This window comes from Micromonospora sp. IBHARD003 (assembly GCF_056106285.1).
The window spans coordinates 2,371,943-2,398,417 of record NZ_JBWBBX010000001.1 but is presented as its reverse complement, the minus strand read 5'-3'; the positions used below and the strand labels follow the sequence as shown (position 1 = coordinate 2,398,417).

The window sequence follows — 26,475 nt, the reverse complement described above, 5'->3', positions numbered from 1 at the left end:
CCGCGGACCCCGCCCGGCCCGTGCCTTCCCCGGCGGGGCCCCGCTTGGGCAGAAGCCGCAGGGCAGCGGACCACGGGGGGCGGGTAGCCTTGCCTCCGTGCCCCGTCTGTCTGAAGTCATCGCCGCGCTCGACGCACTCTGGCCCCCCGAGCGGGCCGAACAATGGGACGCCGTCGGCACGGTCTGCGGAGCTCCCGACGCGGACGTCACCCGCGTCCTCTTCGCCGTCGACCCGGTCCAGGAGATCGCCGACGAGGCGATCGCCCTTGGCGCGGACCTGATCGTCACCCACCACCCGCTCTACCTGCGCGGCACGACCACGGTCGCCGCCTCCCACTTCAAGGGCCGGGTGGTGCACACCCTCATCAAGCACGACATCGCCCTGCACGTCGCCCACACCAACGCCGACACCGCCGACCCCGGGGTCTCCGACGCCCTGGCCGGCGCGCTCGACCTGAGGGTCACCGGCGCGCTCGACCCCGCGACCGGACTCGGCCGCATCTGCGAGCTCGACCACCCGCTCACGCTGCGGGAGTTCGCCGCCCGCGCGGCCCAGAGGCTGCCCGCCACCGCCCAGGGCATCCGGGTCGCCGGCGACCTCGACGCGACGGTGCGCCGCGTGGCCGTCAGCGGCGGTTCCGGCGACAGCCTCTTCGACCTCGTACGGGCCTCCGGTGTCGACGCCTACCTCACCGCGGACCTGCGCCACCACCCGGCGTCCGAGGCCGTACAGCACTCGGCGCAGTCAGCGCAGTCACGGCTGGGTCTCGTGGACGCCGCCCACTGGGCCACCGAATGGCCCTGGTGCGAGCAGGCCGCCGCCCAGCTCGACGAGATCTCCGACCGCCACGGCTGGGGCCTGCGGGTCCACGTGTCGAAGACGGTCACCGACCCCTGGTCCTCCCACCACACCTCTGGAGCCCCCAACTGAACGCCGCGCCCGCCGACCAGATCCGACTCCTCGACGTCCAAGCCCTCGACGTACGACTGTCGCAGCTCGCCCACAAGCGGAAGTCGCTGCCCGAGCACGCCGAGCTGGAGTCGCTGAACAAGGACCTCACGCAGCTGCGCGACCTGCTCGTCGCCGCGCAGACGGAGGAGAGCGACTGCGCCCGCGAGCAGACCAAGGCCGAGCAGGACGTCGACCAGGTGCGCCAGCGCTCCGCGCGTGACCAGCAGCGTCTCGACTCCGGAGCGGTCACGTCCCCGAAGGACCTGGAGAACCTCCAGAAGGAGATCGTCTCGCTCGCCAAGCGCCAAGGCGATCTCGAGGACGTCGTCCTGGAGGTCATGGAGCGCCGTGAGTCCGCCCAGGAGCGCGTCTCCGAGCTGACCGGCCGCGTCGCATCGGTCCAGGCGAAGGTCGACGACGCGACGTCCCGCCGGGACGCGGCGTACGAGGAGACCGACGGCGAGACCGCCTCCGTCACCAAGGAGCGCGAGGTCGTCGCCGGAGCCGTCCCCGCGGACCTGATGAAGCTCTACGAGAAGCTGCGCGAGCAGCAGGGCGGGGTCGGCGCCGCCCGTCTCTACCAGCGCCGGTGCGAGGGCTGCCACATCGAGCTCAACATCACCGAGCTGAACGAGGTCCGTGCCGCCGCGCCCGACACCGTGGTGCGGTGCGAGAACTGCCGTCGCATCCTGGTCCGTACGTCGGAGTCCGGCCTCTGATGCGCGAACTGATCGTCGAGGCGGACGGCGGCTCCCGGGGCAATCCCGGCCCGGCCGGCTACGGCGCGGTCGTACTCGACCCGGAGACGGGGGAGACGCTCGCGGAACGCGCCGAGTACATCGGCGTCGCGACCAACAACGTCGCCGAGTACCGCGGACTGGTCGCGGGCCTCAAGGCCGCGAAGGAGCTCGCCCCGGACGCCTCGGTGCGGGTCCGTATGGACTCCAAGCTGGTCGTCGAGCAGATGTCGGGACGCTGGAAGATCAAGCACCCCGACATGAAGCCGCTCGCGGCCGAGGCCGCACGGATCCTCCCGGCGGGCCAGGTCTCCTACGAGTGGATTCCGCGCGAGAAGAACAAGCTCGCGGACCGGCTCGCCAACGAGGCGATGGACGCGGGCAAGAAGGGCAAGCAGTGGGAGCCGTCCGCGTCGCGGGCGGCGCTGGGCGGACCCGCCGCGTCCGCGACGTCGGGAGCTTCCGACGCGCGTGCGGCACAGGTCGTCGGTGACGCGGCCGCGGGCGCAGCGAAGGCCCGGGCGGCGCTGTCGGACGCGAACACCGCGGCGGGGCGCGCCCGGGGTGGTGCGGGCGGATCCGTCACGGCCGTCACGGTCGTCGCCGAGCCGGGACGTACGGCGCCGGCCGACGCGGCCGACGAGGCACCGGCCGTCGGCTGGGGGCCCGCGGATCTGGGACCGCCGGCCACGTTCGTCCTGCTGCGGCACGGCGAGACACCGCTGACCCCCGAGAAGCGTTTCTCGGGCAGCGGGGGCACCGACCCGGAGCTGTCCGAGGCGGGACTGCGCCAGGCGGAGGCGGCGGCGACGGCGTTCGCCGCGCGCGGCAAGATCCAGCACATCGTGTCGTCGCCGATGCGGCGGTGCCGGCAGACCGCCGAGGCCGCGGGCGCACGCCTCGGACTCGAGGTCCGCGTCGACGAGGGCCTGCGCGAGGCGGACTTCGGCGCATGGGAGGGCCTGACCTTCGCGGAGGTCCGCGAGCGCTACCCGGACGACCTCGACGCATGGCTCGCCTCCCCGAAGGCGGTGCCCACAGGCGGCGGCGAGAGCTTCGCGACGGTGGGCCGCCGTGTCGCGGCGACGCGGGACCGGCTGCTGCAGGAGTACCAGGGCCGCACGGTCCTGCTCGTCACCCATGTGACCCCGATCAAGCAACTGGTCCGCCTCGCCCTGGGAGCGCCTCCGGAGGCGCTGTTCCGCATGGAGCTGGACGCCGCGTCGCTGTCGGCGGTCTCGTACTACGCCGACGGGAACGCGTCGGTGCGGCTGCTGAACGAGACGTCACACTTGCGGTGACGCTGCGCTGGGCGGTTCGGGGTGGTTGCCGCTGCCCGGCTTGGCGCCCGGGGTGTCCGTCCTCAAACTCCCCCAGACGGGCTGCGGGTGTGCGGGGCTTGCCCGGTGCGGTGTGCTGCGCGGTGCCGTGGTGGGGTGTCGGTGTGCTCCCCGGCGTGGGCGCGGCCGGTGTGTCCGTCCTCAAATGCCGGACGGGCTTGAGGGGGCGGGGCGTGCCCGGTGTTGTGTCGGTGAGGTTGGGGGACTCTGCGGGGCTCGTGTGCGACGACGGCATGATTTACGTCGCGCCCACCCGGACCAAGTAGGCGCTGCTGTCGTTGCGCGACACAATGGGGGTCCCCCCGGACGAAGTCTGGGGGAGCTTTAGTGTCTCTGCACACGACCCCTCCGAGTCCCCCCTTCCCATGCAACGGCAGGCGCCCCGGGGCGGGACTGGGCAGGTTGGCTCGGCCGCGCTTGATGCCCCCTGAGGGTGACCGGGGCCCGTCTGCGGGACAGGGGCCGTGGAGGGGTCGTGTCCGGGACACTAGAGCGTGATTTGTGGCGCGCAACGCGAGCGGCGCAGTCACGGCAGGGGTGAAGCGCGCCGTAAATCATGCCGTCCAGGACGCGAGCCCCGGAACGGCACCAACCCTCACCGACACAACACCGGGCAAGCCCCGCACCTTCAAGCCTGTCCGGCGTTTGAGGACGGACACACCGGGCGCCAACCCGGGCAGCGGCAACCCACCCGGAACCGCCCAGCGCAGCGTCACCGCACCCGCGTAGCGCAATCAGTGGATCTCGGTCACGACCACATCCAGCGCCCACGCCTTCCCCGCCTCCGCCTCCACCGTGTACCCGAGGTCCCGCAACGCCTCCGCCAGCTCGGCCGGGCCCTTCGGTGCGGCACCGTTCTCCAGCAGGCTGCGTACGATCCGTCCCTTGGTCGCCTTGTTGAAGTGGGAGACGACCGACCGCTTCTCGACTCCGCCGACCACCTGGGAGTGCAGCACCCGCACGGTCGCCGTGCGCCCGGCGACCTCGCCCTTGGGGCGCCACGCCGCCGTGTACGCCGACGAGCGCAGATCCAGCACCAGCCCGTTGCCCGCGGCCTCGGGCAGCTCCGACGCCATCGGCTTCCGCCAGTACGCGCCCAGTGCTCCGAGCCCCGGCAGTTTTACCCCCATCGAGCAGCGGTACGACGGGATGCGGTCGTCGATCCGGACCGCGCCCCACAGCCCGGAGAAGACCAGCAGTGACTTCCTTGCCCGCCTGCGAGCCGCCGCGTCGAGCGTGGCGAGGCCGAGCGCGTCGTACAGCACGCCCGTGTAGATCTCCCCGGCCGGGCGCGCGCCGGCCGTCCGCAGCGCGGCGTTCTTCGCGATCTCGCCGCGCAGCCCCTCGCTGAGCCCGAGCACCTCGCGGGCCTTGTCCTCGTCGGCCTGGCACAGCTCGACCAGTTCGCCGAGCACCGCCGAGCGGGCTTCCGCCAGCCCCGGCAGCGACAGCGCCTCCGGCTTGAGCGGCGCACCTCGTCCGGAAGCGGCCTTGCCCTCGGACGGCGGCAACAGCACAAGCACGGCGGTTCTCCTCTGGCTATGTACGGGCAGGGGGTGCAGCCCCCGCGCCAGCGTAGCCGGGCCCGGGCGCGGCTTACGCAGGCGGAACCGGGCTTGGCGACAGTGCGCCCCGCGCCTGCCTGAGGGCCGCCAGCAACGCGCGGGCGTCGTCGGCGTGACAGCGCACCGTGTGGACCCGGCGCTCCCGTCCGAGCAGCCCGACGACCGTGACGGGCTCGGACAGTTCCAGGGTGAGGGAGGTCTGCGAGCCGACGGCGAGGCTGAACACCCCGTCCTCCTTCTTGTCGTGGGTGAAGAGGAGCTCGTACGAGACGCCGGCGATCCTCTCCAGCGGGATCCGTACGTCGACATGGGCGGCCTGGCGCAGCCGCAGCGTGTCCGCGCCGAGCACATGCGGCCGGGTGGCCGAGGCCGCGTGCAGACCGACCACGAAGAGGACGGTGTAGACGTCCAGGACCAGCACGATCGCATGCACGACGGGCAGGTCGGCGAGCAGATACGACATCCCGGCCGTCTCGACCACACAGACGAAGGCGAAGCCGAGCAGCAGCGCGGCTCCGTCACGGGCGTGACCGAAGGCCCGGTCGTCCGGGCCCACGCCGTCGCGCCGCCGCGCGGCCCACAGCACGACGCTCCACATCAGCCGCAGCTCGTGCCCGATCAACCGCAGCACGGCGCGGGGCACCAGCTCCTCGACCGCTTCCCGGGAGCTGCGGCCCTGCCTGCGCAGCCGCAGGAAGACGGCGGCCTCGGCCATGAGCAGCAGGACGACGGCCACCTCGGCCACGGCGAGGAGCGGCGCGGGCAGCCGGACCCCGGCCAACAGACAGACCGCCAGCACCAGTTCACCGGGTATCACCGCATAGGCGATGGCCCGCAGCAGCCGCCTCACCGGGCCCGCTCCACGACCAGGCGCAGACCACGGCGTACGGCCTCGGCCTGGGCCGGGGAGAAGTCGGCGTAGAGCGCGTCCAGGAGCCCGCTGTCCGGTACGGCACCGGCGTCCGGCAGCTGCGCCGCCATCTCGTCGGGCAGAAGGCCGGCCAGCGTCTGCGCCGCCTGTTCCACCCGGGGGTCGGCCGGATCCGCTTCGGCGAGCGCGTCGAGCAGCGTGTACACCTCGTACGCGCGCTCCGCAGCCCCCGGAGCCTCGGTCATCCGGTGCATCGTGCCGAGCAGCTCCTCCCGCGCCCCGGTGGGCGCGACGGTGTCCAGCAGGGCGAGCAGCTCCCGGTCCTTCGCGGCCATCGCGGACGCGGGGCGCCCGGCGGTGACCCTGTCCACGCTCCGGAACAGCGCCGACAGCTCCGCGGACACGGGCCCTTCGGCCGTGAGCCCTCCGGCCCGGGCCTGTTCCAGCAGCGCTCCGAGCCGCCTGCGCCGCTCGCCGAGCTCCTGCTGCTGGCGGGCGAGGTCGTCGTCCAGCTCCTCCAGTACCTCCACCAGCTCCCGCCCGGCGTCGTCTGCCAGGACGTCCCGCACCTCGTCGAGCCCGAGCCCCAGCTCCGTCAGCCGCCGGATACGGGCCAGCAGCACGGCGTCACGCACCGAGTAGTCCCGGTAGCCGTTGGCCTTACGCACGGGCTCGGGCAGCAGCCCCTCATGGTGGTAGTGCCGGACCGCCCGCGGGGTGACCCCGACGAGCGCGGCGATCTCTCCGATCCGCATGGCCCCAGTAGAAACCCTGACGCTGCGGCAAGGTCAAGCGCGGTCGTTCCCTCGCCGGTGAATGCCTCCGGAGCCGGTGATCGTGTGCCACGATCGAGGGGAAAGGCCCCCTCTCACGGACGGACGGTGCAGGGATGTCCCAGTCTGGCGAGCGACCGAGGAAGGAGCGCGACATGACTGCCATGCCGCATGAACCGCTCACGCAGGCGGACGTCCTGCTGGAGGGCTTCCTGGCGCTGGACACGCCGGAGGGCTTCCGCGCGGAGCTGATCGAGGGGGAGATCGTTGTGACACCGCCGCCGGACGGGGACCACGAGGACTACATCGAGCTGGTCGTCGGCCAGGTGTACCGGCAATCCCGCACCGATATGCAGTTCTCCGCGAACAAGGGTCTCAAGCTGAAGAGTGCGCCCGACAGCTCGAGGAACCATGCCATTCCCGACGTGACATTTGCCCCCCGTGATCTGCGGCTGTTCCGCGGCGCCGAGCCATGGATGTCCCCCGATGGGGTGGCCATGGTCGTAGAGGTGACCTCCACCCGCGCACGTACGGACCGTGAGTCCAAGCGCCGCTGCTACGCCCGGGCCGACATTCCTCTGTATCTGCTGATCGACCGGGGTGCCTCCTCGCTCACGCTTTTCAGCGAGCCCGAGGACGCCGACTACCTCCAGCGGCGCACGGTCCACTTCGGCAAGGTCCTGCCCCTTCCCGAGCCGTTCGCGTTCGAGCTGGACACCGCAGCCTTCGTCTGAGGCGTGCGCTCGGGCCCGTACCCGCCGGGTACCATGGTCAGCACGGCAGACGAGCCGGGCGGACGGCCGCGTGGGGCCCCTTCGGGGTGCCTCCCGAGGAACGTCCGGGCTCCACAGGGCAGGGTGGTGGCTAACGGCCACCCGGGGTGACCCGCGGGACAGTGCCACAGAAAGCAAACCGCCGGGGACCTCGGTCCCCGGTAAGGGTGAAACGGTGGTGTAAGAGACCACCAGTGTCCAGGGTGACCTGGACAGCTAGGTAAACCCCACCCGGAGCAAGGTCAAGAGGGAGCGCCTCGGCACTCCTGCGCGGACGATCGAGGGCTGCCCGCCCGAGTCCGCGGGTAGACCGCACGAGGCCGGTGGCAACACCGGCCCTAGATGGATGGCCGTCTCCCCGGCGACCGCGAGGTCGTCGGGTGACAGAACCCGGCGTACAGCCCGACTCGTCTGCCGCCAAGCCTGCCGGGTGACAGCGGCCTCGCGGAGGCGCCCGCTGCCCCGCCGGTGACACACCGGCTCACCCCCCGTCCACCGCCGCCTCCACCTCCGCCAGCGCAGCCCGCAACTGCGCGCGCAGCTCGGGGTGTTCGCCCGCCCGTTCCGCGGCCAGCGCCGCACGGAACTCCCGCCGGGCCTGCGACGGCGCCCCTGCCGCCGCGTACGACTGCCCGAGGCGGCGCCGGATCTCCATCTCGAGCCGTGTGCGGTGGGGCTCGGAACGCCGTGAGATGCGCGCGTGCAAAGCCAGTGCCTGGCGATGGCGGTGTTCGGCCTCCGGGAGGTCGGCGGCGACCGACCCCAGCCGGGTCAGTGTCAGCGCCAGCAGCATCGTGTCGCCGGCCTCCCGCAGCAGCGCCTCGCCGCGCAGCAGCACCGCTCGCGCCTCCGCGCGCTCGCCCAGTGCGGTGTACCCGTCCGCGAGTGTCACGAGGCGCTGGCTGATCGGGATGGGCCGGCCGTTGCGCTCGGCCCAGGCGAGTGCCGCAAGGGCGTCGGTGCGGGCCGCGTCCGCTTCGCCCCGCACGAACCGGCTCATCGCCCGCAGCGACAGCGCCAGCGACATGCCCCAGGCGTCGCCGGAGCGTTCAAGCACCGGCAGCACCTTCTCCACGGTGGCCGCCACCGTGTCGTGCTCCCCCCGGATGTAGTCCTGGACGGCCAGACCGGTCAGCGGCTGCGCGGCCAGGGTCTCGTCACCGCTGTCGCGGGCGTACTCCAGCGCTCGCCGGAACCAGCCGCCGGCCTCCGCGTTACGGCCCTGCTGGTAGTCCAGCAGCCCGAGTGAGCACGCCAGCGTGACCCGCAGGGCAGGGTCCTCGGCGCGTTCGGCGGCGTGCAGTGCCGTCGTCAGCGCCGTACGGCCCTCGTCGTAGCGGTCGTGGTGGAGGAAGTGGTCCCGCAGCGCCACACCCAGCCGCGCCGCCAGCGGGTCCTCGCCGTGCGCCGCCGCGAACCCCGGAAGGTCCGCCAGGTCGGCCCCGGCCGCCTTCAGCCAGCGCGCCGCGTCGCGTGCGGAGCGGAAGTGCGGGGGTTCACCGTCGGCTGTTCCTGCCGTTCCCGCTGTCGCGAGTGCGGCTGGTGCCCGGCCGTCGTCGCTGGTGAGCGTGCCCGCCTGCACATACAAGCGCAGGGCTCTGCCCCGGGCCCGCGCCGTCTCGGCGGGGCGTGCGTCGGCGAGCTTCCGGGCGTGCACCCGCACCAGGTCGTGGAGGCGATACCGCCCCGGGCCCGGCTGCAGCACCAGGCTCGCGTCGTACAGCTCCTCCAGTACGGTCTCCGCCTCGTCGAGGCCCACACCGAGCATCACCGCCGGCGTCCACGCGTCGAACTCCGGCGTCGGTGCGTGTCCGAGCAGCCGGAACGCCCGCTGCCGGTCCTCACCCAACTGCTCGTAGGACATGAGGAAGGCGGCCTCGACGCTGCGGTCCCCGGCACTCAGCTCGCCCAGTCGCCGCTCCTCCAGCTCCATTCGCGCCGCCAGATGGGCAGGCGACCACGACGGCCGGTGCTGCAGCCGCGCGCCCGCGATCCGCAGGGCCAGCGGAAGGCCCCCGCACAGCCGTGCCAGGTCGGTTACCGCCTCGCGGTCGGCGTCGGTGCGCGTATCGCCGATGAGACGGCGCAGCAGACCGACCGAGTCGGCGGTCGGCAGCGGTTCCAGGGTCACGCACCGGTCCGCGTCCAGTCCGGTGAGCCTGCGCCGTCCCGCCACCAGCACCCGGCTGCCCGGTCCGGCCGGCAGCAGTGGCCGCACCTGCGCGGCGCTCTCCACATCGTCAAGGACGAACAGCAGCCGCAGCCCGCTGGTCGCACCACGCCAGGCGGCGACCAGATCGTCGCCTTCCTCGGGTACGTCCGAGTCTGCCGTGCCGAGCGTACGCAGCAGCCGCTGGAGCAGCCGCTTCACCGAGGGGCGCTCGCCCCCCGGTGAGTGGTGCGTACGCAGATCGAGGAAGAGGGCGCCGTCCGGGTGCTGGGGCCGGAGCGTCCACGCCGCGTGCACCAGCAGCGAGGTCTTCCCGACCCCGGCCGGGCCGTCCACGGTGGCGACGGTGACGGCGTCGTCGGGGCCGGGCGCGGTGAGGGCGGCGACCTCCGCGGCGCGGCCGATCAACTTGCCGGCGTTGCCTGGGAGTTCGTTGACCGTGCGCGGGGGCCGGGCCCGTGCCGCCGGCACCCGTGACGGCTGGGGACGCCGCGGGGCTGCTGCCGAGAGGGCTCCCGGGGCCGGTGCGGCCGGGAGGACGGACCCGCCGGCGGCAGTCGAGCGGCCGAGGACCGCCGTGTCGTCGTGCCGGAGCACCGCCGCGTGCAGATCCCGCAGTGCCGCGGACGGCGCGACCCCCAGCTCCTCCCGCAGCCGCCGCCGCAGAGCCTCGTAGGCGGCGAGTGCCTCGCCCTGCCGGCCCGTGCCGTACAACGCCCGGATCCTCAGGCCCAGTACGGTCTCGTCCAGCGGATGGGCGGCTTCCGGGGAGGCCAGTTCCGCGAGGACCTCGCCGCCGCGGCCGAGCCGCAGCAGACACTCCAGCCGTTGCTGCTGCAAGGACCGGCGTTCGAGCAGCAGCCGCTGCCGCTCCCCGAGCGCGTACGGACCGGGCAGCCCCGCCAGGGGTTCCCCGCGGAACAGGCGCAGGCCCTGCTCGGCCGCGGCCAGGGCGTCCGGGGCATCACCGGCCTCCAGTAACCGGCCCGCCTCGAGGGAGAGTTCGGTGAGGTGTGCCGTGTCGAGACGGACCGGCGCGGCGAACCGGTAGCCGCCAGGGCCGCCCCGGATCACCGAGGCGCCCTGACCCGCGCCCGGAAGGTCCAGGGCACGCCGCAGCGCGTACACATAACTGGGCAGGACCCGCCGTCCCGTCGGCGGCGGCTGCTCGCCCCACACCCCGTCGATCAGCTGTTCATGGCTGACCAGCCGGCCGCCGCGGAGCACCAGCGCCGCCAGCACCGCCTGCCGGCGGGCCGGGCCGATCGGCGTCTCCCCGTCGCCTCGCCATGCCTGTACGGGGCCGAGTAACGCGAGGCGCAGGTCCGCCGGTGCCCTCACTGCCATCCGGGCCCCCAGGGTCATCACGGATCATCAGGATTTCATCGCTATTGCAGCGGCGCGCTCCACGGTTGGCAAGTCAGACAAGTCAGCGCAGGGGCGCGGTCGTCGCGGTGCCGTACGGGGGACGGCACCGGGCACCGTCCCCTGCGACCGGCGCCGCGCGCGCCCGACCCGTGGAGGCGGCATGACCCCTGAGGTTGCGCTGCTCCTGGGCCGCTGCGGCCTCGTTCTGTACGGCCGGGACGACGGCAGCTGCCGGATCCGCGTCACCGGCGGCCCGGTCGTCGGCCGGGTCGAGGGCGACGCGGGCGCGTGGAGTGCCTGGGCGAGGCGGCACGACGGCCGCCAGGCCCTGGTCGCCACCGACCTGCCCAGCCGGAACGCGGCGGTGTGCGCGGTCGCCGATCACGCCGAGTGGGAGGACCTGACACGGGTCCCGCCCGCCGACACCACACGGAGGTACCGGATGACGAGCATGAAACGGCGCCACCTCTGGGGTCTCGCCCGAGAGGCCCGCAGGGCGCGGGAAGCGGGGGAGGTGACGCACACGGTGCAGCTCTACCTCAACCGGCCGGTGTACGGGAAACGGGCCGTCAGGCGGGTGGACCGCGGCGTCGACGAAGCGATCAGGGCTGTCGAGAGCTCGGGCTGGAAGTGCTGCGGGGTCGAGCCGTGGCTCGGCACCGGTGTGCTGCTCAGCTTCGTACAGGCCGACTGATGGGGGCGATCCGGCTGACGGGGACGATCCGGACGCCGTGGTTACGGGAGTTGACCGGACATCGGCGCATGCTGCTCTTCGGTGGGATCGGTGCGCTGGTCCTGGCGGTGGTGGCCGGGCTGCTGGCCTGGGACGACGACCCCGGGGCCGGTGCGAAGGCGGCCAGGCGGGACCTGAAGCCGTTCGAGCAGGCCGTCGACGCGCTGGCCCAGGCCCCGGGGCTGCGCTACCGGGACACCTCGCTCGCGGGGATCACGGAGAGCGAGATCACCGTCACCTCGGGCGGGAGCCGGTTCGGCAGCACCGGCTCCGGCAACGCGAAGCACAGCCGGGACGTCCTCCACGTCGGCGGCAGGACCTTCACGCGGTGGCGGGTGGACCCGGCTCCCGGCACGGATGCCAAGCCCGGCACGGACGTCCCCAGTGAGTGGATGGCCGGGCTGGACGACGGCTCCCGGCTGCTGGGCGACACGCTGAACCGTATGCCGAGCCCGTCAAGGCTGGCGCACGTGCTGTCGAAGGCCCTGGACCAGGTGGCGGGGGCGCCGGCGTCGGACGGCTCCCGGCAGCGCCCCGTGAGCGTCGCGGGAACGCCCGCGCTCGAGGTCGACACCCCGGCGGGCCGGCTGCTGGTGACCAAGCAGGAGCCGAACCGGGTACTGCGCCTGGAGCCCTACGACCTGTCCGAGACGGTCGACAGGATCCGGGCCGGTGAGGCCCCGGCGGGGGTCCCCCGGGTGACCACGGGGCCGCTGGCGGGGGGCGGCTCCGAAGGGATGGACCTCAACCCGGTCGCGGGTGACGCCGTCGGCGCGATGTACGACACGCTGCTGGAACGGACCGGGCAGCTCAAGGACGCGACCGACCACGGCATCAACTTCACGCTCGACGGCTCGGGGCACATGAACTGCAGCGCGTCGGGCTGCTCCGCCGACCAGAGGTTCACCGGGGAGGTGTCCAGCAGGGCCAGGGGGCGTGTCACCAAGGGCGTGGTGACCGCGGTCCTGAGCGCGGACTTCTCCATCGGGGGACAGGCCGCCGGGCGGTGCACCAGCCCACGCGGCACCTTCCCCGTCACCGGCAACAGGGTCTCCGGCTCGTTGAGCTGCTCCAATCCGGGCGCCGGTCCGGTCTATGCCTCGGTCGCCGCCAGATACAAGGCCCAGGCCGAGGCCCAGTCCCGGGCCGGCGGCGGCCGTCCGGTCCGCTACAGCATCCCGCTGCGGGCCGCCACCCTGATCGACGCCCGCGCTCTGGCCGCGGTCGAGGTGGGCCGGCTCGTCGACGGGGTCCGGCGGGAACGGAGCGCCGCGGACTGCGCGAAGCCCCACAGCTTCCCGCCCGGCACCAGGGGGCTTCGCACGGACCTCCGCGGCGACGGAACCCACCGGGCCATCAGCGACGAACTGCGCGGCCCCACAGGCGTGAACGTCCCGGTGACCGCGGTCCGCGACCAGCACGGCCGGCAGCGTACGCACGACCTCACGGTCGGCGGATTCCACTCCTCCTATGTGCCGGCCGGCGAGACGCCACTTCTGGTGCACAATTCCAGCGGATGCATCCACGCGTCCGTCGCGTACCAGGACTGGGGTACCAAGGGGGCCCATGTCCACATCGGAAAGAACGAGGTGAGGATCTTTCCGAACGGTCAGGGCGGGATCAGCGCCGAAGCCATTCGCCTTCGGACCGGGACGGCGAGCCCGAAAGAGGTCCAGAAGGTTCTGGACGAGATCCGTTCGAACCCGAGGCTGAGGGCCGATATCATCGACAAGGCCAAGTCCGCTCGCGCCAGCATGAATGCCGGAGAGTTCGGTATGCAGTCCAACCGGGCGGCCGAGATGCACTTCCTCATCAAGGCATTGGAGAAGATGGGGTGACCGGTCCGAGCTTCTTCCACGACGTCTCCGTGACGGGCCGGGTGCACGGGGTGGGGCTGGGGTCGGGCCCTGCTCGATGGGAGCAGGCTCTCGGGAGCGACTGTGTCGACGACGTGCGTCGTGGTCGTATGCGCCGGGACTACGGTCTCGTGGAACTGTCGTTCCTGCGTGTCGAGGACTCCTGGGAGTGCACGGGAATCAGCATTCAGGTGCACCGGCTGCCGCTGCCGCACGGGGATGTGATTCCTGATCCGCTGGTGCATGCGTACGGACCCTTCCAGGATCGGGTTCCCTTCGCGGAATTGAGGCAGTCCGTCCTCGAGGTCGGCTTCGCAGTGGAGGCGATCGACGATGTCACGGGGTCCTGGTACAGGAGGTTCTGGATTCCCGAATCCAGCGCGCTCATTCATGTGATGGGCGATCGTCCGAACGGGCCGGGAATTCCGGGGCAAGGGGATGTGTGGTCGATTTCCCTGTCGCGTGACGCGGAGATCTGGAAGGCCCCGCTCGCATAGGTCATCCAGATCGTCGTAGGTCATGCAGATCGTCGCCGGGATTCTGCCGTTGACGCGCAGGCGCCCCACCGGTCCCCGGTGGGGCGCCTGCGCGGTATCGCGGTGGCCTCAGCCCAGTGCCTTGTCCAGGTTGAACGCCGCGCTGATCAGGGCGAGGTGGGTGAACGCCTGGGGGAAGTTGCCGTTCTGCTCGCCCGTGCGGCCGATCTCCTCGGCGTACAGGCCGAGATGGTTGGCGTAGGTCAGCATCTTCTCGAAGGCCAGCCGTGCCTCGTCCAGCCGGCCGGCGCGGGTGAGTGCCTCGACGTACCAGAACGAGCAGATCGAGAACGTGCCCTCAGCGCCGCGCAGGCCGTCCGGGCTGGCCTGCGGGTCGTAGCGGTAGACCAGGGAGTCCGAGACCAGTTCGTCGCCCAGGGCGTCCAGGGTGGAGAGCCACTTCGGGTCGGTCGGGGAGATGAACTTGGTGAGCGGCATCATGAGGATGGCGGCGTCGAGGACGTCGTCGTCCTGGTGCTGGACGAACGCCTTGCGCTCGGGAGACCAGCCGCGCTCCATGATCTGACGGTAGATCCGATCGCGCTCCCCGCCCCAGCGGGCCATGTCGGCGGGCAGGCCCCTGCGCCGGGCGATCCGCATGGCCCGTTCGATCGCCACCCAGCACATCAGCCGCGAGTAGAGGAAGTTCTTGCGCCCGCCGCGGGTTTCCCAGACGCCCTCGTCGGGCTGGTTCCAGTTCTCGCAGACCCAGTCGACGAGCTCGCAGACGGTGTCCCACTGGGCGCTGGAGATCGGCTCACCCCACTTGTCGTAGAGATAGATCGAGTCGAGGAGCGCTCCGTAGATGTCCAGCTGCAGCTGGTCGACGGCGCTGTTTCCGATGCGCACGGGGGCGGAGCACAGATAGCCCTCCAGATGCGGCACCTCCATCTCGGGCAGCTCCCTGCGGCCGTCGACCCCGTACATGATCTGCAGGGGACCCGTGCTGGAGCACGAGACGCAGACGTGGTCGGTGATGAAGCGCATGAAAGCCCGGGCCTCGTCGGTGAAGCCGAGCCGCAGCATCGCGTACACGCAGAAGGCCGCGTCGCGGATCCAGACGTAGCGGTAGTCCCAGTTCCGCTCGCCGCCGATCTGCTCGGGCAGGCTGGTGGTCGGTGCGGCCACGATGGCGCCGGTCGGCGCGTAGGTGAGCAGTTTGAGCGTCAGCGCCGAGCGGTGCACCATCTCGCGCCAGCGTCCGCGGTAGCGGGATTTCGACAGCCACTTCCTCCAGTACCGGACCGTGGCCTCGAACAGCATCTCCGCCTCGGCGACGGGGCAGCCGCGCGGCTCCACCTCGCCGCCGACCCGGTCGAGTGCGAAGACCGCGGTGTCGCCCTCGCGCAGCTTGAACAGCGACCACACATCGCGGCCGTCGCTTTCCACGGGCACGCTGGACGTCAGTGACAGGCTGAAGGCGGGCGATTCGAAGACCGGACAGCCGCGCTCCGTGCGCACGGTGTGCTGCTGGGCCCCGTAACCGAAACGGGGTGCCACATAGGCGCGGAACGGCAGTGTGCCCCGGACGCAGATCACACGGCGGATGAGCCGGTGCCGGTCGGACTCGACGCAGTCGTCGGTGATCGGCATGAAGTCCTGGACCTCGCCCACACCGTCCTCCGCGAAGAAGCGGGTGATGAGCACATTGGTGTCGGGGAAGTAGAACTGCTTGGTCCGGGCCGGTACGTCCGGGGCGAGCTCGAAGCTGCCGCCCCGCTCGGCGTCGAGGATCGAGGCGAAGACGCTGGGCGCGTCGAAGCGGCTGCAGCAGTACCAGTCGATGGTGCCGTTGGTGCCCACCAGAGCGGCGCTGCGGAGATCCCCGATCAGTCCGTGCTCGGAGATCGGCAGATAGCGGGGGGAGCCCGTCCGTCCCGGGGAGCGGGCCGGGCCGGGGGATTCTCCGACGGCATCCGTGCGGGCGGTCGCGGGTCCGGCCTCAGCAGTCACGGGTCCTCCTCCGCCTGGCGGCATACGCCCCGAACCCCCGCATTTCATAGTAGGCCGGTACGGCGGTACGGCGCGGTACGGCGGTGGGGCGGTGCCGCTGGAGGACGGAGCGGCACCGCCCCGGGGACGCGAGCCACGGCCGACGTGGCCCGCGCTTCGGCGGACGGGTCTCGGCGGGCGCGTGCCGGAGGACGGGCGTCGGCGGAGAAGCGTCAGCGGACGGGTCTCAGCCGACGAGCGGCGTCACATCAGAAGACGAACGGTCCGGGGTTCTGCGCCGACGTGGCGTTGCAGGTCGCCGTGATGCCGAAGACGACGACCGTGAGTGATTTCGCCTCGAGGCTGTCGCCCGCGGCGACCGTGCCGCTCAGCGGTCCTGTGGAGACCGGGCTGCCCGCCGGGATCGCGGGGTTGGCATTGCCGGTGAACTCCGTGGTGCCGCTGCCGTTCTTGGTCAGGGTGAGGGTCGACGTGACCGCGTTCGCGTCGATGGGGATGGGAGTGGTGATGGCGGAGGTGGAGAGGTCGATGGTGGCGGCGGTGCCGTCCTGGGTCGCCGTGAGGGTCGCCTGGCCGGAGCCGAACGAACCGCAGTCGAACGACAACGTTGCCGTCGTGGGCTCGACCGCATCGGCTGCCGGGGCCAGGCCCAGCGTGCCGGTGGCCATCGCGGCGAGGAGGAGGGCGCCGGTGCCGAGCGTGCCGTACTTCTTCATGGGGTCCCGCCTTCGTGTGTGGGGGTCACGGGCTGGCGTCGCCGACGTGCCGCTGTCTGCTCGTCGCGCTCCGGGGGTACGGAACGGGGCGCGGTGGGGGGTCAGGAGGCAGTCAGTGACGCTGCCATTGCGGCAGGAACCCCGTGAGAACGCAAGGCCGTTGACAGAACGCCCGGACGGGCGCGGCCGGATCAGGCCACCGGCACGGCGCCGGTCACCGGCGTACCGTCAGCGGATACGGCGGAGGAACGTGTCGACGAGTCCGTCCGTGAATTCCTCGTCGAGCGGCTCGTTCGTGACCAGGACGCGGTAGTAGAGGGGCCCCACGAGCCGCTCGGCCTCGGCCGCCACATCGAGTCCGGCTGGCAATTCGCCGCGCTGCGCGGCGCGTTCCAGGGGCAGACGGTCGCGGCCGCGCTGCTCGTCGACGTACAGGGCACGGAACCTCGCGGCGAACTCCGGATCGTGCTGCGCCTGTGCGATCAGCGCCCTGAAGACGGCTCCGGAGTCGGACCGGCCGAGGAACAGGGCGAGCCGGCGCAGATAGGCACGCAGGTCGAGTGCGAGGTCGCCGTGATCGGCCGGGAGCAGGTCCTTGGTCGAGTCCTGCAGGAAGGCGTCCACGAGGACGTCCGTCTTGCTGTTCCACCAGCGGTAGATGGTCTGTTTGGCGACACCGGCCCGCGCGGCGATGCTCTCCATGGTCACGCCGGCGAAGCCCTTCTCCACGAGCAGGTCGTCGGCTGCCTCCAGAACCGCCTGGCGGGCCTTTTCGCTGCGTCCGTGCCGGTTGCCGTGGTGTGCCCGCGCAGGCCGGCCGGTGGTGCTCGCGTCGTCGGTGCCGCCCTCCTCGGCGGCTCGCGTCGTCGCTGGTCCCATGTCGTCGCCTCCTCCTCCCTCCCGGATCTTCCTCAGGTTAGCCGCTCTAGATTTAACGCAACGTTGCGTCTACTCTAGCTCCATGACGATCACCCATACGCTCGCCGACCCACGGGTCGAGCTCGCTCTCAGCCGGATGTTCGCGCTGGCCGCACACGACGAAGACGCCGCGGCCGGGCTGGCCGCACGGTGGGCCGGCTTCGCGACGCCTCAGGAACAGGCCGATGCCGCGGCCGGGGTCTATATGCCGATCTCCGCCGCGGGCGGACAGCTGCTGTACAACCTGGTCCGGGCCGTACGGCCGGCGAAGGTCATCGAGTTCGGCATGTCCTTCGGGATCTCCACGCTGTATCTGGCCGCCGCCGTGCGCGACAACGGCGCGGGACGTGTCATCACGACGGAACTGAGCACGGCCAAGATCGATGCAGCCCGCCGCACCTTCGCCGAGACCGGTCTGAACGATGTGATCACCGTGTTCGAGGGGGACGCGCGGGACACGCTCGCGGACGTCGAGGGCCCGCTGGACCTCGTCCTGCTCGACGGCTGGAAGGAGCTGTGCCTGCCCGTACTGCGTCTGCTCGAATCACGCCTGCGGCCCGGCTCGCTGGTCATCGCCGACGACATCGGCATGAGCGGTCTGCAGCCCTATCTCGACTACGTGCGCGCCCCCGGGAACGGCTACCAGAGCGTGACGTTCCCCGTCGAGGACGGCATGGAGATCAGCTGCCGGCTGTAGGTGTCCGGCCCTGACGGGTGGATCCGCGCGATCGCACAGGGGCCCGCGGGACGATGTCCCGCGGGCCCCTTCGTATGACCTGTCCGCCCCTCTCACGGAGGGCTCACAGGTACCAGTGCGTGTGAGGTGTGGGGAGAGCCGTGCTCGCGGTGCGGTCGGCACTACGGCGACGCGGCTGTGCGGGCGGCATCGCCTGTGGGGTTCTCCGTCCTCACTTCCGGTACCACGTCTGGTTGGGGCCGCCGTGGCACGGCCACAGAATGGCCGGGGTGCCGTCCTGCGTCCCCAGATTGAAGATGTCCACGCATTTCGTGACCAGCCGCGACACCAGATCCTCGGTCCTGTTCAGGTAGAACTGCTGTGCCTGGGCGCCGTTGCACCGGGCCGCCTGGATCGCCGTCCCATCGGCCGTCGAACCCCGGGCCACGGCCATGCACAGCCCCTTCGACCGGATGGTGCCGTCCGACCGGAAGTCCCAGCGCTGCTCGTCCGAGCCGTTGCAGGTCGCCAGCCGCAGTGGGGTACCGTCGGCGGCCTTGCCCGCGCTCAGGCACTTGCCGGACTGCTGGCTGACCAAGGCGCTACCGACCGCCGGTGCGCGCTTGGCGGGCGCACTTTTCTTGACCGGTGTCTCCTTCTTGGGCTCGCTGGAGGGGGTGCTCGACGAAGTGCCCGCCGGAGCGCCGGCTCCGCTCGGTGAGCCCTTCTTTTCCGACCCGGAGGCGGATACCGACGGAGTGCCCTTCAGCGGCGGGGTCTTGGCGGTGTACGTGCCCGGAGGGGAGGGCGCCCCGGCCCCGAGCACCGTGCCGTCGGACGGCTCCGCGGCCGTGGCGGTCGTCGCCGGTGATGCCTCGCGGTCACGTGCCAGGAGCACGAGCGGGACCGTGCTCAGCAGGGCGCCGACTATCAGCGCGGCCGCCAGTATCGGCTTCTTGGGGCGCCCCGGCTCGGGCTCTGTCGCCGTGGCACTGGACGACGGGCCTCCCGGTGACCCGGAGACGGCCTGCGGGGCGGCGCCTTCGGCGGCGGCGCCGGATCCCGGAACCGGACCCGCTCCGGAATCGGGACCCGCTCCGGAAACGGTGGCCGGTCTTGCGGCGGTGAACGATCCGGTCCGCTCCGCGCTGCCCGGGGCCGTCACCAAGGTCTGCTCGGGCGGACCGGCTCCCTCGCCCTCAGCCGTGGCCCCGCCCCCTGTCGTCTCCTCGGCGGCTCCGATCGCACCCGTGCTCGTGGCCGGGTCCGTCTCCTGCGACGAAACCCCGCGCGCCGGACCGGCGGCGGGGGCACTGGTGGCCGCGGATGCGGCGGCACTTCCGGCAGCGGGGTGTTCCCGCCCGGCGGCGGGGGCGAGGTCTGCCCCCGCGTCCATGGCTGCCCCGGGCAACGCGACTGCCTGGCGCACCTTGGGCGCACCAGGACTGGTGGCGGCGGACGATGCGGCAGCCGGCGGGGCTCCCTTGTTCTCAGGTGGCATCCGTACTCCGTCGTTGGCTTGTTGGGGATGCGTGCATCGTGCTCAGCGGCTCACACGACCGCAACTCCGGTTGGGTTCACCGGTGTTGTGTTTCCCGGCCAGTCTCGTCGTCCGGCTCCCGTCCGTCTGCCCGTCCGCCGGTCCGTCTGCCGGTCCGCCTCACGCGCGCCGGGCGCGGCACGACACCGGTAGGGTGCGCGAATGACAATCGCACGGAAGGCGTTCCTGGACGCGGTGGCCGCCTTTGAGGCAGCCGTACGCACACAGGACGTGGAGGGGTCGGAGCAGGCGTTCGCACAGCTCCACGAGACGTACGGCGATGCCGGAGCGGATGAGTACCGCGAGGCGGGACCCCGGCTGGCGGGGCTGCTCCCCGAGGTCCCGCCCGGCCCCAGGGCGATCGTCGCGGTGATGGCGGGGGCCTGCGTCGAGCAGGGCGCCGACGCCGTGGCGTGTGCGCCGGATGTGCTCGCCGGGGCGCGGGAGGCGTTCGCCGCGGCGGAGACCTTCTGCGAGCGGTGGAGCGAGGCGGGGGACGAGGAACTGCCCGAACCGGACGCCGAGCTGACCGACGAGATCGTCGAGCGGACCGGGATCGAGCCCGCGATCGGCTGGCTCTCGCTGCAGCAGTGGGAGATGGCGGGTCTCGCCATGCTCAACACGAAGGCGGTGCGTCGCTCCTTCGAGGGCAAGGACGAGCTGCTCGCCCTCGTCGAGCGGGTGTCCGCGGCCTCGGAGCACGCGTTCACGTGCCTGGCCTATGCGCTACGGGTGCTGGACGACGAGCCGTTCGTCGTGCTCCACCGGGAGACCGGCACCGGATACGCGGTGCGCGCGACCGGTATCGCCGACAACTTCCAGCTCCACACGCTCCTCGCGGGCGCGCTCATCGGCCGCCATGTGCCCGGTGAGCCGCCGTCGGCCGAGGAGATCGCCGTGTGCCGGGACACCGAGGGCCAGGTGGGGACGACCGGGGCGTTCAACCTCGTCGGGGCGGACGGCGCCTGGATATGGAACGAGGGAACCCCGTCCGACGTCCCGGTCGTGGACGGTGTCCGGCTGCTGGTGCTCGACCCTCCGCCGTACGAGCGCAGCTGGCCCGCCGGGCGCTTCTTCCCCGGAATGCACGGGGACCTGGTGCTGGAGCGGGTCCTCGGGGCGGACGAGGCGGAGGGCTGGTTCGCGAAGGTGGCGCCCGCCAAGGAGGGGTGAGGCCGCCGGGGACGACCGGGGAAGGGCGACGGGCGGGCGAGGCTCTGCGCTGGTGGCACGGGCCCTGGTGACGGTGACGGTGACGCGCCACGGGTGGGTCAAGGTCCCCGTGACGGGGCGCTCCGCGGTGTACGGGTAGTGCGTTCTCTGCCTCCCGGCACCAGAGGAGCGCCCATGACCATCTCCGTGGACCAGCTCACGGACCCGGCCGTACGTGCCTTCGTCGAGGCGGTCAACTCCGGTGACCGCGACGCGTTCATGGCGGTGCTGGCACCGGACGCGACGATGTCCGACGAGGGTTCGGACCATGATCTCGCCGATTGGACCGACAAGGAGATCTTCTCCTCGCGCGGGCACATGGAGGTCGAGTCCCAGTCGGACGACGGGCGTGCGCTCGTCGCCAGGTACCGCAACGAGACCTGGGGTGAGATGCGGACCACCTGGGCGTTCACCGTCGATCGCGGGAAGATCGCCCGCTTCGACACCAGACAGGCCTGATACTCCGCCCCAGGTGATCGACGTACCGCCCCGAGGCCGGTCCGTCTGTCCGCCCTCACCCGGGCCACCGCGCTCGCGGCTCAGCCGATACGAGCTCCCGTGCCCCCGACCCGGATGCGCGGATCACCCTCGCGCAGGGTCACGGTGAGCCGCCCCGGTCGTCCGAGGTCCTCGCCCTGGTGGAGGGTCAGGACGGCGTCCCCCGGGACCAGGCCCAGCTCGCGGGCGTACGCACCGAAGGCCGCGGCGGCCGCGCCGGTCGCAGGGTCCTCGACGACGCCGCCGACCGGGAACGGGTCGCGGACGTGGAACACGGTGGCGGACTCCCGCCACACCAACTGCACGGTGGTCAGGTCCAGGCGGTGCATCAAGGTCTCGAGGCGGCTGAAGTCATAGGCGAGATCGGCCAGCCGGGCACGGGTCGCCGCCGCGATGACGAGATGACGGGCGCCGGCGAAGGCGATACGGGGGACAAGGGCCGGGTCCAGTTCGGATTCCGGCCAGTCGAGCGCGGCCAGTGCCTCGACGAGGTCGTCGTGCGCGACGTCCTCGACATGCGGTTCGACACTGGTGAGCGTGGCCAGCAGCGCTCCGCCCTCCTCGGACACCGACACCGGGACGGTCCCGGCACGCGTCGCGAAGACCAGCTCACCCGGCCCGGTGCGCTCGGCCAGCGCGATGGCCGTGGCGACGGTCGCATGGCCGCAGAACGGTACTTCGGCCTTGGGGCTGAAGTAGCGGATGGTGTACGCCCGCCCTTCGTCCCCGGCGAGCCCGGCGGGCGGCGGGGTCAGGAACGCGGACTCCGAATAGCCGAGCCCGGCGGCGATCCGCAGCATCGCCTCGTCGTCCAGTCCGGCGGCGTCCAGTACGACACCCGCGGGATTGCCTCCCTCGGGATCGCCGGAGAACGCGGTGTAGCGCAGTACCTCGGGGTCGTGATCACTCTTCACCATGTCCGCAGCAACACCGCGCGCTCCGTGGATCTTCCCGTGCGCTCCCCGGCTCTTCCCGCGCCGGGTGCAGCGCCTCGTGCGCCGGTGGCGCGGTCGCCGGTCCGGCCGGCCGTCACATCCGCCGGTCAGCGGGTCAGCCGCGGCCGATGTACGGCATCGCCGTCGCCATGACCGTCGCGAACTGCACGTTCGCCTCCAGTGGCAACTCGGCCATATGGCGCACGGTCCGTGCCACGTCGGCCACGTCCATCACGGGTTCGGCGGCCGTGCGGCCGTCGGCCTGGAGGATTCCGGTCCGCATGCTTTCCGTCATATCGGTCGCCGCGTTGCCGATGTCGATCTGGCCGCAGGCGATCCGGTAGGGGCGTCCGTCCAGGGACAGCGACTTCGTCAGACCCGTGATCGCGTGCTTGGTCGCGGTGTACGCGACCGACAGGGGCCGGGGCACATGGGCGGAGACGGACCCGTTGTTGATGATGCGGCCGCCCTGGGGGTCCTGCTCCTTCATGACGCGGAACGCGGCCTGTGCGCACAGGAACGCGCCGGTCAGATTGGTGTCCACGACCGACTGCCACGCCTCGTGGGAGAGCTCCTCGACCGGCACGCCGCGCGAGCCGGACGTGCCCGCGTTGTTGAAGAGCAGACCCACACCGCCGAACCGCTCGCGGGCCGCGGCGAACAGGGCGGTGACGGCGTCCGGTGAGGTGACGTCTGTCGGTACGCACAGCACGTCGGCCGTTTCCGACCGGGACACGGCCGTCGCCGCCGTCTCCTCCAAGGGCTCCGGCCGCCGTCCGGCCAGCGCGACCGACCAGCCCGACTCCGCCAGGGCCAGCGCAACACCGCGGCCGATACCCGAACCCGCCCCCGTGACCACGGCACTTCTCCGTACAGCCTTCATGGGCCCGCAGCGTACGGCAGGTACGCGCGCACGGTTCTCATCCACCCGACACGCGGATGTTGTGTACCCGACAGCCCAGGGATGAAGCCCCCCGCTCCCATAGGACTGACAACAGCCGTTATGGGAGGGGTACATGACACTCGTACACCAGCATTCGGCAGAACTCCGCGCCGCTGCCCGCCACTTGGACCGCCGCCGCTTCCTCACCGTCACGGCCGCCGCCGGAGCCCTCGCGTTCGCCGTCAACGTCCCGACGGCCGGTACCGCGAGCGCCGCCGAACTCGACGCGGGGAAGTTGGCCGAGGACCCGTTCACCCTCGGTGTGGCGTCCGGGGACCCGATGCCCGGCTCCGTACTGCTGTGGACCCGGCTGGCGCCCCGTCCGTACGAGCCCGGTGGCGGACTGCCCCGGTCCCGTGTCCGGGTGACGTGGGAACTCGCCCACGACGACCGCTTCACCCGTATCGCCGGACGCGGAAAGGCGACCGCCCACCCCGAGTTCGACCACAGCGTCCACGCCGAGGTCACGGGCCTCGACGCGGATCGCGTCTACCACTACCGCTTCCGCGCCGGCGGCTGGATCAGCCCCACCGGCCGGACCCGCACGGCGCCCCGCCCCGGTACGCGGATATCCGCACTGAAGCTCGCCGCCGTCTCCTGCCAGGCCTACCACGACGGCTGGTTCACCGCCTACCGGCACCTCGCCCAGGAGGACCTCGACGTCGTCTTCCACCTCGGCGACTACCTCTACGAGTACGCCGTCGACGCCGTCGGCGGAGCCCGCAACCACACGGACCGACGGCTGCCCGCGCACTTCAACCGGGAGACCGTCACCCTCGAGGACTACCGGCTGCGCTACGCGCTCTACCGCAGCGACCCGGACCTGGCCGCCGCGCACGCCGCGCATCCGTTCGTCGTCACCTGGGACGACCACGAGACCGAGAACAACTACGCGGACGACATCCCCGAGAACGACGTACCGCCCGAGGAGTTCCTGCTGCGCCGCGCGGCGGCCTACCGCGCCTACTGGGAGAACCAGCCTCTGCGCGGGCCCCAGCGGCCTTCCGGTCCTGACATGCGGCTCTACCGCCGCCTCCGGTTCGGCCGGCTCGCCCAGTTCGACGTCCTCGACACCCGCCAGTACCGCTCCGACCAGGCGTACGGCGACGGATGGCAGAAGCCGGGGCCGGAGTCCGATGACCCGTCGCGCACCATGACGGGCGCGGCGCAGGAGCGCTGGCTGCTCGACGGCTGGCGGGCTTCGGACGCGCTCTGGAACGTCGTCCCGCAGCAGGTCACCTTCGCCCGGCGGCGCAACGTCCCCCGGCCCGACTTCAAGCTGTCCATGGACGCCTGGGACGGCTATCCGGCGTCCCGCAAGCGGATCCTGGACGGCGCCGGGGCCGCGGGAATCGAGAACCTCGTCGTCCTCACCGGCGACGTCCACGTCGGCTACGCCTTCGACCTCAAGCGGGACTTCGACGACCCGGGCTCCCGCACCGTCGGCACCGAGATCGTCGCCACCTCGATCAGCAGCGGCAAGGACGGTGCGGACAGGCCCGCGAACTGGAACGACCTCACCCAGGCCAATCCTCATCTGAAGTTCTACAACGGCCGCCGCGGCTATGTGACGGTCGCGCTCACCGACCGGCAGGCCCGCGCCGACTTCCGGACCGTGTCCGCCGTGACCACCCCCGGAGCCCCGGTCACCACGGCCGCGTCCTTCGTCACCGAAGCCGGCGACCCCGGACTCAGACCCGCCTGAGCCGGGGTGCCTGCGGTTCGCGCCCGGTCCGGGCGCGCGAACGCGTGCCCGGACCCGGACGCCGACGGCCGCCCGCTGCTGGGCACCCGCCCGTGCGCCGGCCGCCCCGGTTCGTATCCTCGGACGAGCTGAGAACATAGGGGCGACTTCAGGGACAGGAGCTGTTGATGCCGGAGAGCGGCCCGACCAACCAAGGACAGCCCGCACAAGGACACCCCGCACCGGAAAGTCCGGCCCAGGGCCACCCCGGCGAAGGACGGCGGGCGAGCGCCGCGCAGGCTCCCGTCATCGCCGCGGCCGCCGCCCGGCGGGCAGGCTTCCTCGTCATCCTGGTGCTCGGGGGCCTCACCGCGCTGCCCCCGCTCTCCATGGACATGTACCTCCCGGCGCTGCCGGAGGTCACCGGCGCACTGAACGCACCGGCCGCGACGATCCAGCTCACCCTCACGGCCTGCCTCGCAGGTATGGCCCTCGGCCAGCTCGTCGTCGGCCCCATGAGCGACAAGTGGGGCCGCCGCCGTCCGCTGCTGACCGGCATGGTCGTCTACGTCGTCGCCACCGCCGTCTGCGCGCTGGCATCCGGCGCCGAGATGCTGATCGCGTTCCGGCTGCTCCAGGGCCTGGCCGGGGCCGCCGGCATCGTCATCGCGCGGGCCGTCGTCCGCGATCTCTACGACGGTGTGGAGATGGCCCGCTTCTTCTCGACGCTGATGCTCGTCTCGGGGATGGCCCCGATCATCGCGCCCCTTATCGGCGGTCAGATCCTCCGTGTCACCGACTGGCGCGGCGTCTTCTACGTCCTCGCCGCGGTCGGTCTGCTGCTCACGCTCGTCGCCGCGAAGTGCCTGCACGAAACACTGCCGCCGGAGCGACGGCACAGCGGTGGCATGGGCGAGGCCCTGCGCACCATGCGCGGTCTCCTCGCCGACCGTGCCTTCACCGGCTACGCGCTGGCGGGCGGGCTCGCCTTCGCCACGCTCTTCGCCTACATATCCGCGTCTCCGTTCGTGATCCAGGAGATCTACGGGGCGTCGCCGCAGACCTTCAGCCTGCTCTTCGGGCTCAACTCGGTGGGCCTTGTCGCGGCGGGTCAGATCAACGGCAAGCTGCTGGTGGGCCGGGTCAGCCTGAACAAGGTGCTCGGCACGGGCCTCACCGTCATCGCCGTCGCGGCGGTCGCGCTGCTGCTGATGACCTCGGGGGTGTTCGGCGACGTGGGGCTCGCACCGATCGCCGCCGGTCTGTTCGTGCTGATGTCCGCGATGGGTCTCGTCCTGCCGAACACCAACGCCCTGGCCCTGATGCGCACCCCGCACGCGGCCGGTTCGGCGTCCGCCCTGCTCGGCACGTCCGCGTTCCTGATCGGCGCGGTCGCCTCCCCGCTCGTCGGGATCGCGGGGGAGGGGACCGCGGTGCCGATGGCGGTGGTGCAACTGGTCTGCGCGTCCGGCGCGCTGGCGTGCTTCGTGGCCCTGTGCCGACCGGGGCGCGGCGGCAAGGGGACGGGTGACGCACCGGACGCGGAGGCGTCCGGTCAACGGGTCGCCGATCCGGAGCCGGGCGCTGAGCCGGCCCCCGCGTGAGGCCGGGCCGCCCCTCGGGTGACGACGGGGCTGTGACGCGGCACCAAGGGCTGTCCCGCAATACCCGCCAGGCGCGCGACGACAGCTACGGCACTCCCCCAGCTACCGCTGGGAGGTACCCC

Annotated in this window: 22 protein-coding genes and 1 other RNA gene; 13 read left to right on the top strand and 10 right to left on the bottom strand. The window is 71.9% G+C overall.

All coding sequences use genetic code 11. From position 1 onward, the window contains the following. The first annotated feature begins 97 nt into the window (after window positions 1-97). Genes ACTWOL_RS10620 through ACTWOL_RS10610 form a run of 3 tightly spaced genes read left to right on the top strand, consistent with a single transcriptional unit; the run spans window position 98 to window position 2,990 of the window. Window positions 98-931, top strand: coding sequence for a Nif3-like dinuclear metal center hexameric protein (locus ACTWOL_RS10620; protein WP_474296367.1), 834 nt, complete (start codon window positions 98-100; stop codon window positions 929-931). Then, window positions 853-1,671: a zinc ribbon domain-containing protein gene (locus ACTWOL_RS10615; RefSeq protein WP_474301138.1), complete on the top strand. Its 819-nt coding sequence runs from the start codon at window positions 853-855 to the stop codon at window positions 1,669-1,671. The genes ACTWOL_RS10620 and ACTWOL_RS10615 overlap by 79 nt, the downstream gene beginning before the upstream one ends. Continuing rightward, window positions 1,671-2,990, top strand: coding sequence for a bifunctional RNase H/acid phosphatase (locus tag ACTWOL_RS10610; protein WP_474296366.1), 1,320 nt, complete (start codon window positions 1,671-1,673; stop codon window positions 2,988-2,990). Before ACTWOL_RS10615 ends, ACTWOL_RS10610 begins: the two co-directional genes overlap by 1 nt. Before the next feature lie 773 nt (window positions 2,991-3,763). Here ACTWOL_RS10610 and yaaA read toward each other — a convergent pair. The 3 genes from yaaA to ACTWOL_RS10595 form a co-directional block, all read right to left on the bottom strand. Next, entirely contained in the window at window positions 3,764-4,552 is a 789-nt protein-coding gene (gene yaaA, locus ACTWOL_RS10605) for a peroxide stress protein YaaA (RefSeq protein WP_474296365.1), read from the bottom strand. A 73-nt stretch (window positions 4,553-4,625) separates the two neighbouring features. Further along, the gene (locus ACTWOL_RS10600) at window positions 4,626-5,444 is read right to left on the bottom strand and encodes a hypothetical protein (protein WP_474296364.1); all 819 of its coding nucleotides are present in this window, start codon (window positions 5,442-5,444) and stop codon (window positions 4,626-4,628) included. Further along, window positions 5,441-6,220, bottom strand: a complete 780-nt coding sequence (locus tag ACTWOL_RS10595) for a MerR family transcriptional regulator (protein ID WP_474296363.1) — start codon at window positions 6,218-6,220, stop codon at window positions 5,441-5,443. Before ACTWOL_RS10595 ends, ACTWOL_RS10600 begins: the two co-directional genes overlap by 4 nt. Before the next feature lie 173 nt (window positions 6,221-6,393). On the opposite strand from ACTWOL_RS10595, the gene ACTWOL_RS10590 reads away from it, so the two are divergent. Together ACTWOL_RS10590 and rnpB are read left to right on the top strand one after the other, a co-directional pair. Then, the gene (locus ACTWOL_RS10590) at window positions 6,394-6,972 is read left to right on the top strand and encodes a Uma2 family endonuclease (protein ID WP_474296362.1); all 579 of its coding nucleotides are present in this window, start codon (window positions 6,394-6,396) and stop codon (window positions 6,970-6,972) included. A 50-nt stretch (window positions 6,973-7,022) separates the two neighbouring features. Further along, window positions 7,023-7,425: RNase P RNA component class A (gene rnpB / locus ACTWOL_RS10585), an RNA gene on the top strand. Between the two features lie 67 nt (window positions 7,426-7,492). Here the strand turns inward: rnpB and ACTWOL_RS10580 are convergent. Next, entirely contained in the window at window positions 7,493-10,546 is a 3,054-nt protein-coding gene (locus ACTWOL_RS10580) for an AfsR/SARP family transcriptional regulator (protein WP_474301137.1), read from the bottom strand. Between the two features lie 163 nt (window positions 10,547-10,709). Here ACTWOL_RS10580 and ACTWOL_RS10575 point away from each other — a divergent pair, with 163 nt between their 5' ends. The 3 genes from ACTWOL_RS10575 (at window position 10,710) to ACTWOL_RS10565 (ending at window position 13,635) form a co-directional block, all read left to right on the top strand. After that, entirely contained in the window at window positions 10,710-11,243 is a 534-nt protein-coding gene (locus ACTWOL_RS10575; RefSeq protein ID WP_474296361.1) for a hypothetical protein, read from the top strand. A gap of 68 nt (window positions 11,244-11,311) precedes the next feature. Continuing rightward, window positions 11,312-13,120, top strand: coding sequence for a hypothetical protein (locus tag ACTWOL_RS10570; RefSeq protein ID WP_474296360.1), 1,809 nt, complete (start codon window positions 11,312-11,314; stop codon window positions 13,118-13,120). A gap of 149 nt (window positions 13,121-13,269) precedes the next feature. Further along, window positions 13,270-13,635 (top strand): hypothetical protein, encoded by a 366-nt coding sequence (locus tag ACTWOL_RS10565; protein WP_474296359.1) that lies wholly within the window; start codon window positions 13,270-13,272, stop codon window positions 13,633-13,635. Window positions 13,636-13,743: 108 nt separating this feature from the next. Here ACTWOL_RS10565 and ACTWOL_RS10560 read toward each other — a convergent pair whose 3' ends face one another. From ACTWOL_RS10560 to ACTWOL_RS10550, 3 genes are all read right to left on the bottom strand, one after another. Further along, window positions 13,744-15,627 carry a glycoside hydrolase family 15 protein gene (locus tag ACTWOL_RS10560; RefSeq protein ID WP_474296358.1) on the bottom strand — a complete coding sequence of 628 codons (1,884 nt, stop codon included), beginning with the start codon at window positions 15,625-15,627 and terminating at the stop codon, window positions 13,744-13,746. A 248-nt stretch (window positions 15,628-15,875) separates the two neighbouring features. After that, entirely contained in the window at window positions 15,876-16,343 is a 468-nt protein-coding gene (locus ACTWOL_RS10555; RefSeq protein WP_474296357.1) for a hypothetical protein, read from the bottom strand. A gap of 228 nt (window positions 16,344-16,571) precedes the next feature. Continuing rightward, window positions 16,572-17,222: a TetR/AcrR family transcriptional regulator gene (locus ACTWOL_RS10550; RefSeq protein WP_474296356.1), complete on the bottom strand. Its 651-nt coding sequence runs from the start codon at window positions 17,220-17,222 to the stop codon at window positions 16,572-16,574. Window positions 17,223-17,304: 82 nt separating this feature from the next. On the opposite strand from ACTWOL_RS10550, the gene ACTWOL_RS10545 reads away from it, so the two are divergent. After that, complete coding sequence (locus ACTWOL_RS10545) at window positions 17,305-17,958, top strand: O-methyltransferase (protein WP_474296355.1); 654 nt, start codon at window positions 17,305-17,307, stop codon at window positions 17,956-17,958. Between the two features lie 211 nt (window positions 17,959-18,169). Here the strand turns inward: ACTWOL_RS10545 and ACTWOL_RS10540 are convergent, their stop codons facing one another. Continuing rightward, window positions 18,170-19,438: an RICIN domain-containing protein gene (locus ACTWOL_RS10540; protein ID WP_474296354.1), complete on the bottom strand. Its 1,269-nt coding sequence runs from the start codon at window positions 19,436-19,438 to the stop codon at window positions 18,170-18,172. Between the two features lie 201 nt (window positions 19,439-19,639). Here ACTWOL_RS10540 and ACTWOL_RS10535 point away from each other — a divergent pair, with 201 nt between their 5' ends. Then, the gene (locus tag ACTWOL_RS10535; protein WP_474296353.1) at window positions 19,640-20,650 is read left to right on the top strand and encodes a hypothetical protein; all 1,011 of its coding nucleotides are present in this window, start codon (window positions 19,640-19,642) and stop codon (window positions 20,648-20,650) included. A 174-nt stretch (window positions 20,651-20,824) separates the two neighbouring features. Then, window positions 20,825-21,148, top strand: a complete 324-nt coding sequence (locus ACTWOL_RS10530; RefSeq protein WP_474296352.1) for a nuclear transport factor 2 family protein — start codon at window positions 20,825-20,827, stop codon at window positions 21,146-21,148. A gap of 80 nt (window positions 21,149-21,228) precedes the next feature. Here ACTWOL_RS10530 and ACTWOL_RS10525 read toward each other — a convergent pair whose 3' ends face one another. Continuing rightward, window positions 21,229-22,104, bottom strand: coding sequence for a PhzF family phenazine biosynthesis protein (locus tag ACTWOL_RS10525; protein ID WP_474296351.1), 876 nt, complete (start codon window positions 22,102-22,104; stop codon window positions 21,229-21,231). A 133-nt stretch (window positions 22,105-22,237) separates the two neighbouring features. Continuing rightward, entirely contained in the window at window positions 22,238-23,005 is a 768-nt protein-coding gene (locus ACTWOL_RS10520; RefSeq protein ID WP_474296350.1) for an SDR family oxidoreductase, read from the bottom strand. A 133-nt stretch (window positions 23,006-23,138) separates the two neighbouring features. On the opposite strand from ACTWOL_RS10520, the gene ACTWOL_RS10515 reads away from it, so the two are divergent. Beyond that, on the top strand, window positions 23,139-24,770 hold the full coding sequence (locus tag ACTWOL_RS10515; protein WP_474296349.1) for an alkaline phosphatase D family protein: 1,632 nt from the start codon (window positions 23,139-23,141) through the stop codon (window positions 24,768-24,770). Window positions 24,771-24,937: 167 nt separating this feature from the next. Continuing rightward, the gene (locus tag ACTWOL_RS10510) at window positions 24,938-26,353 is read left to right on the top strand and encodes a Bcr/CflA family multidrug efflux MFS transporter (RefSeq protein ID WP_474296348.1); all 1,416 of its coding nucleotides are present in this window, start codon (window positions 24,938-24,940) and stop codon (window positions 26,351-26,353) included. Window positions 26,354-26,475: the final 122 nt, after the last annotated feature.

Bases quoted from the DNA above. Each gene is read 5' to 3' on its own strand.
- ACTWOL_RS10610 (WP_474296366.1), top strand. From the start codon at position 1,671: ATGCGCGAACTGATCGTCGAGGCGGACGGCGGCTCCCGGGGCAATCCC.
- ACTWOL_RS10595 (WP_474296363.1), bottom strand. From the start codon at position 6,220: ATGCGGATCGGAGAGATCGCCGCGCTCGTCGGGGTCACCCCGCGGGCG.
- ACTWOL_RS10590 (WP_474296362.1), top strand. From the start codon at position 6,394: ATGACTGCCATGCCGCATGAACCGCTCACGCAGGCGGACGTCCTGCTG.
- ACTWOL_RS10580 (WP_474301137.1), bottom strand. From the start codon at position 10,546: ATGACCCTGGGGGCCCGGATGGCAGTGAGGGCACCGGCGGACCTGCGC.
- ACTWOL_RS10575 (WP_474296361.1), top strand. From the start codon at position 10,710: ATGACCCCTGAGGTTGCGCTGCTCCTGGGCCGCTGCGGCCTCGTTCTG.
- ACTWOL_RS10570 (WP_474296360.1), top strand. From the start codon at position 11,312: ATGCTGCTCTTCGGTGGGATCGGTGCGCTGGTCCTGGCGGTGGTGGCC.
- ACTWOL_RS10555 (WP_474296357.1), bottom strand. From the start codon at position 16,343: ATGAAGAAGTACGGCACGCTCGGCACCGGCGCCCTCCTCCTCGCCGCG.
- ACTWOL_RS10550 (WP_474296356.1), bottom strand. From the start codon at position 17,222: ATGGGACCAGCGACGACGCGAGCCGCCGAGGAGGGCGGCACCGACGAC.
- ACTWOL_RS10545 (WP_474296355.1), top strand. From the start codon at position 17,305: ATGACGATCACCCATACGCTCGCCGACCCACGGGTCGAGCTCGCTCTC.
- ACTWOL_RS10540 (WP_474296354.1), bottom strand. From the start codon at position 19,438: ATGCCACCTGAGAACAAGGGAGCCCCGCCGGCTGCCGCATCGTCCGCC.
- ACTWOL_RS10535 (WP_474296353.1), top strand. From the start codon at position 19,640: ATGACAATCGCACGGAAGGCGTTCCTGGACGCGGTGGCCGCCTTTGAG.
- ACTWOL_RS10530 (WP_474296352.1), top strand. From the start codon at position 20,825: ATGACCATCTCCGTGGACCAGCTCACGGACCCGGCCGTACGTGCCTTC.
- ACTWOL_RS10525 (WP_474296351.1), bottom strand. From the start codon at position 22,104: ATGGTGAAGAGTGATCACGACCCCGAGGTACTGCGCTACACCGCGTTC.
- ACTWOL_RS10520 (WP_474296350.1), bottom strand. From the start codon at position 23,005: ATGAAGGCTGTACGGAGAAGTGCCGTGGTCACGGGGGCGGGTTCGGGT.
- ACTWOL_RS10515 (WP_474296349.1), top strand. From the start codon at position 23,139: ATGACACTCGTACACCAGCATTCGGCAGAACTCCGCGCCGCTGCCCGC.
- ACTWOL_RS10510 (WP_474296348.1), top strand. From the start codon at position 24,938: ATGCCGGAGAGCGGCCCGACCAACCAAGGACAGCCCGCACAAGGACAC.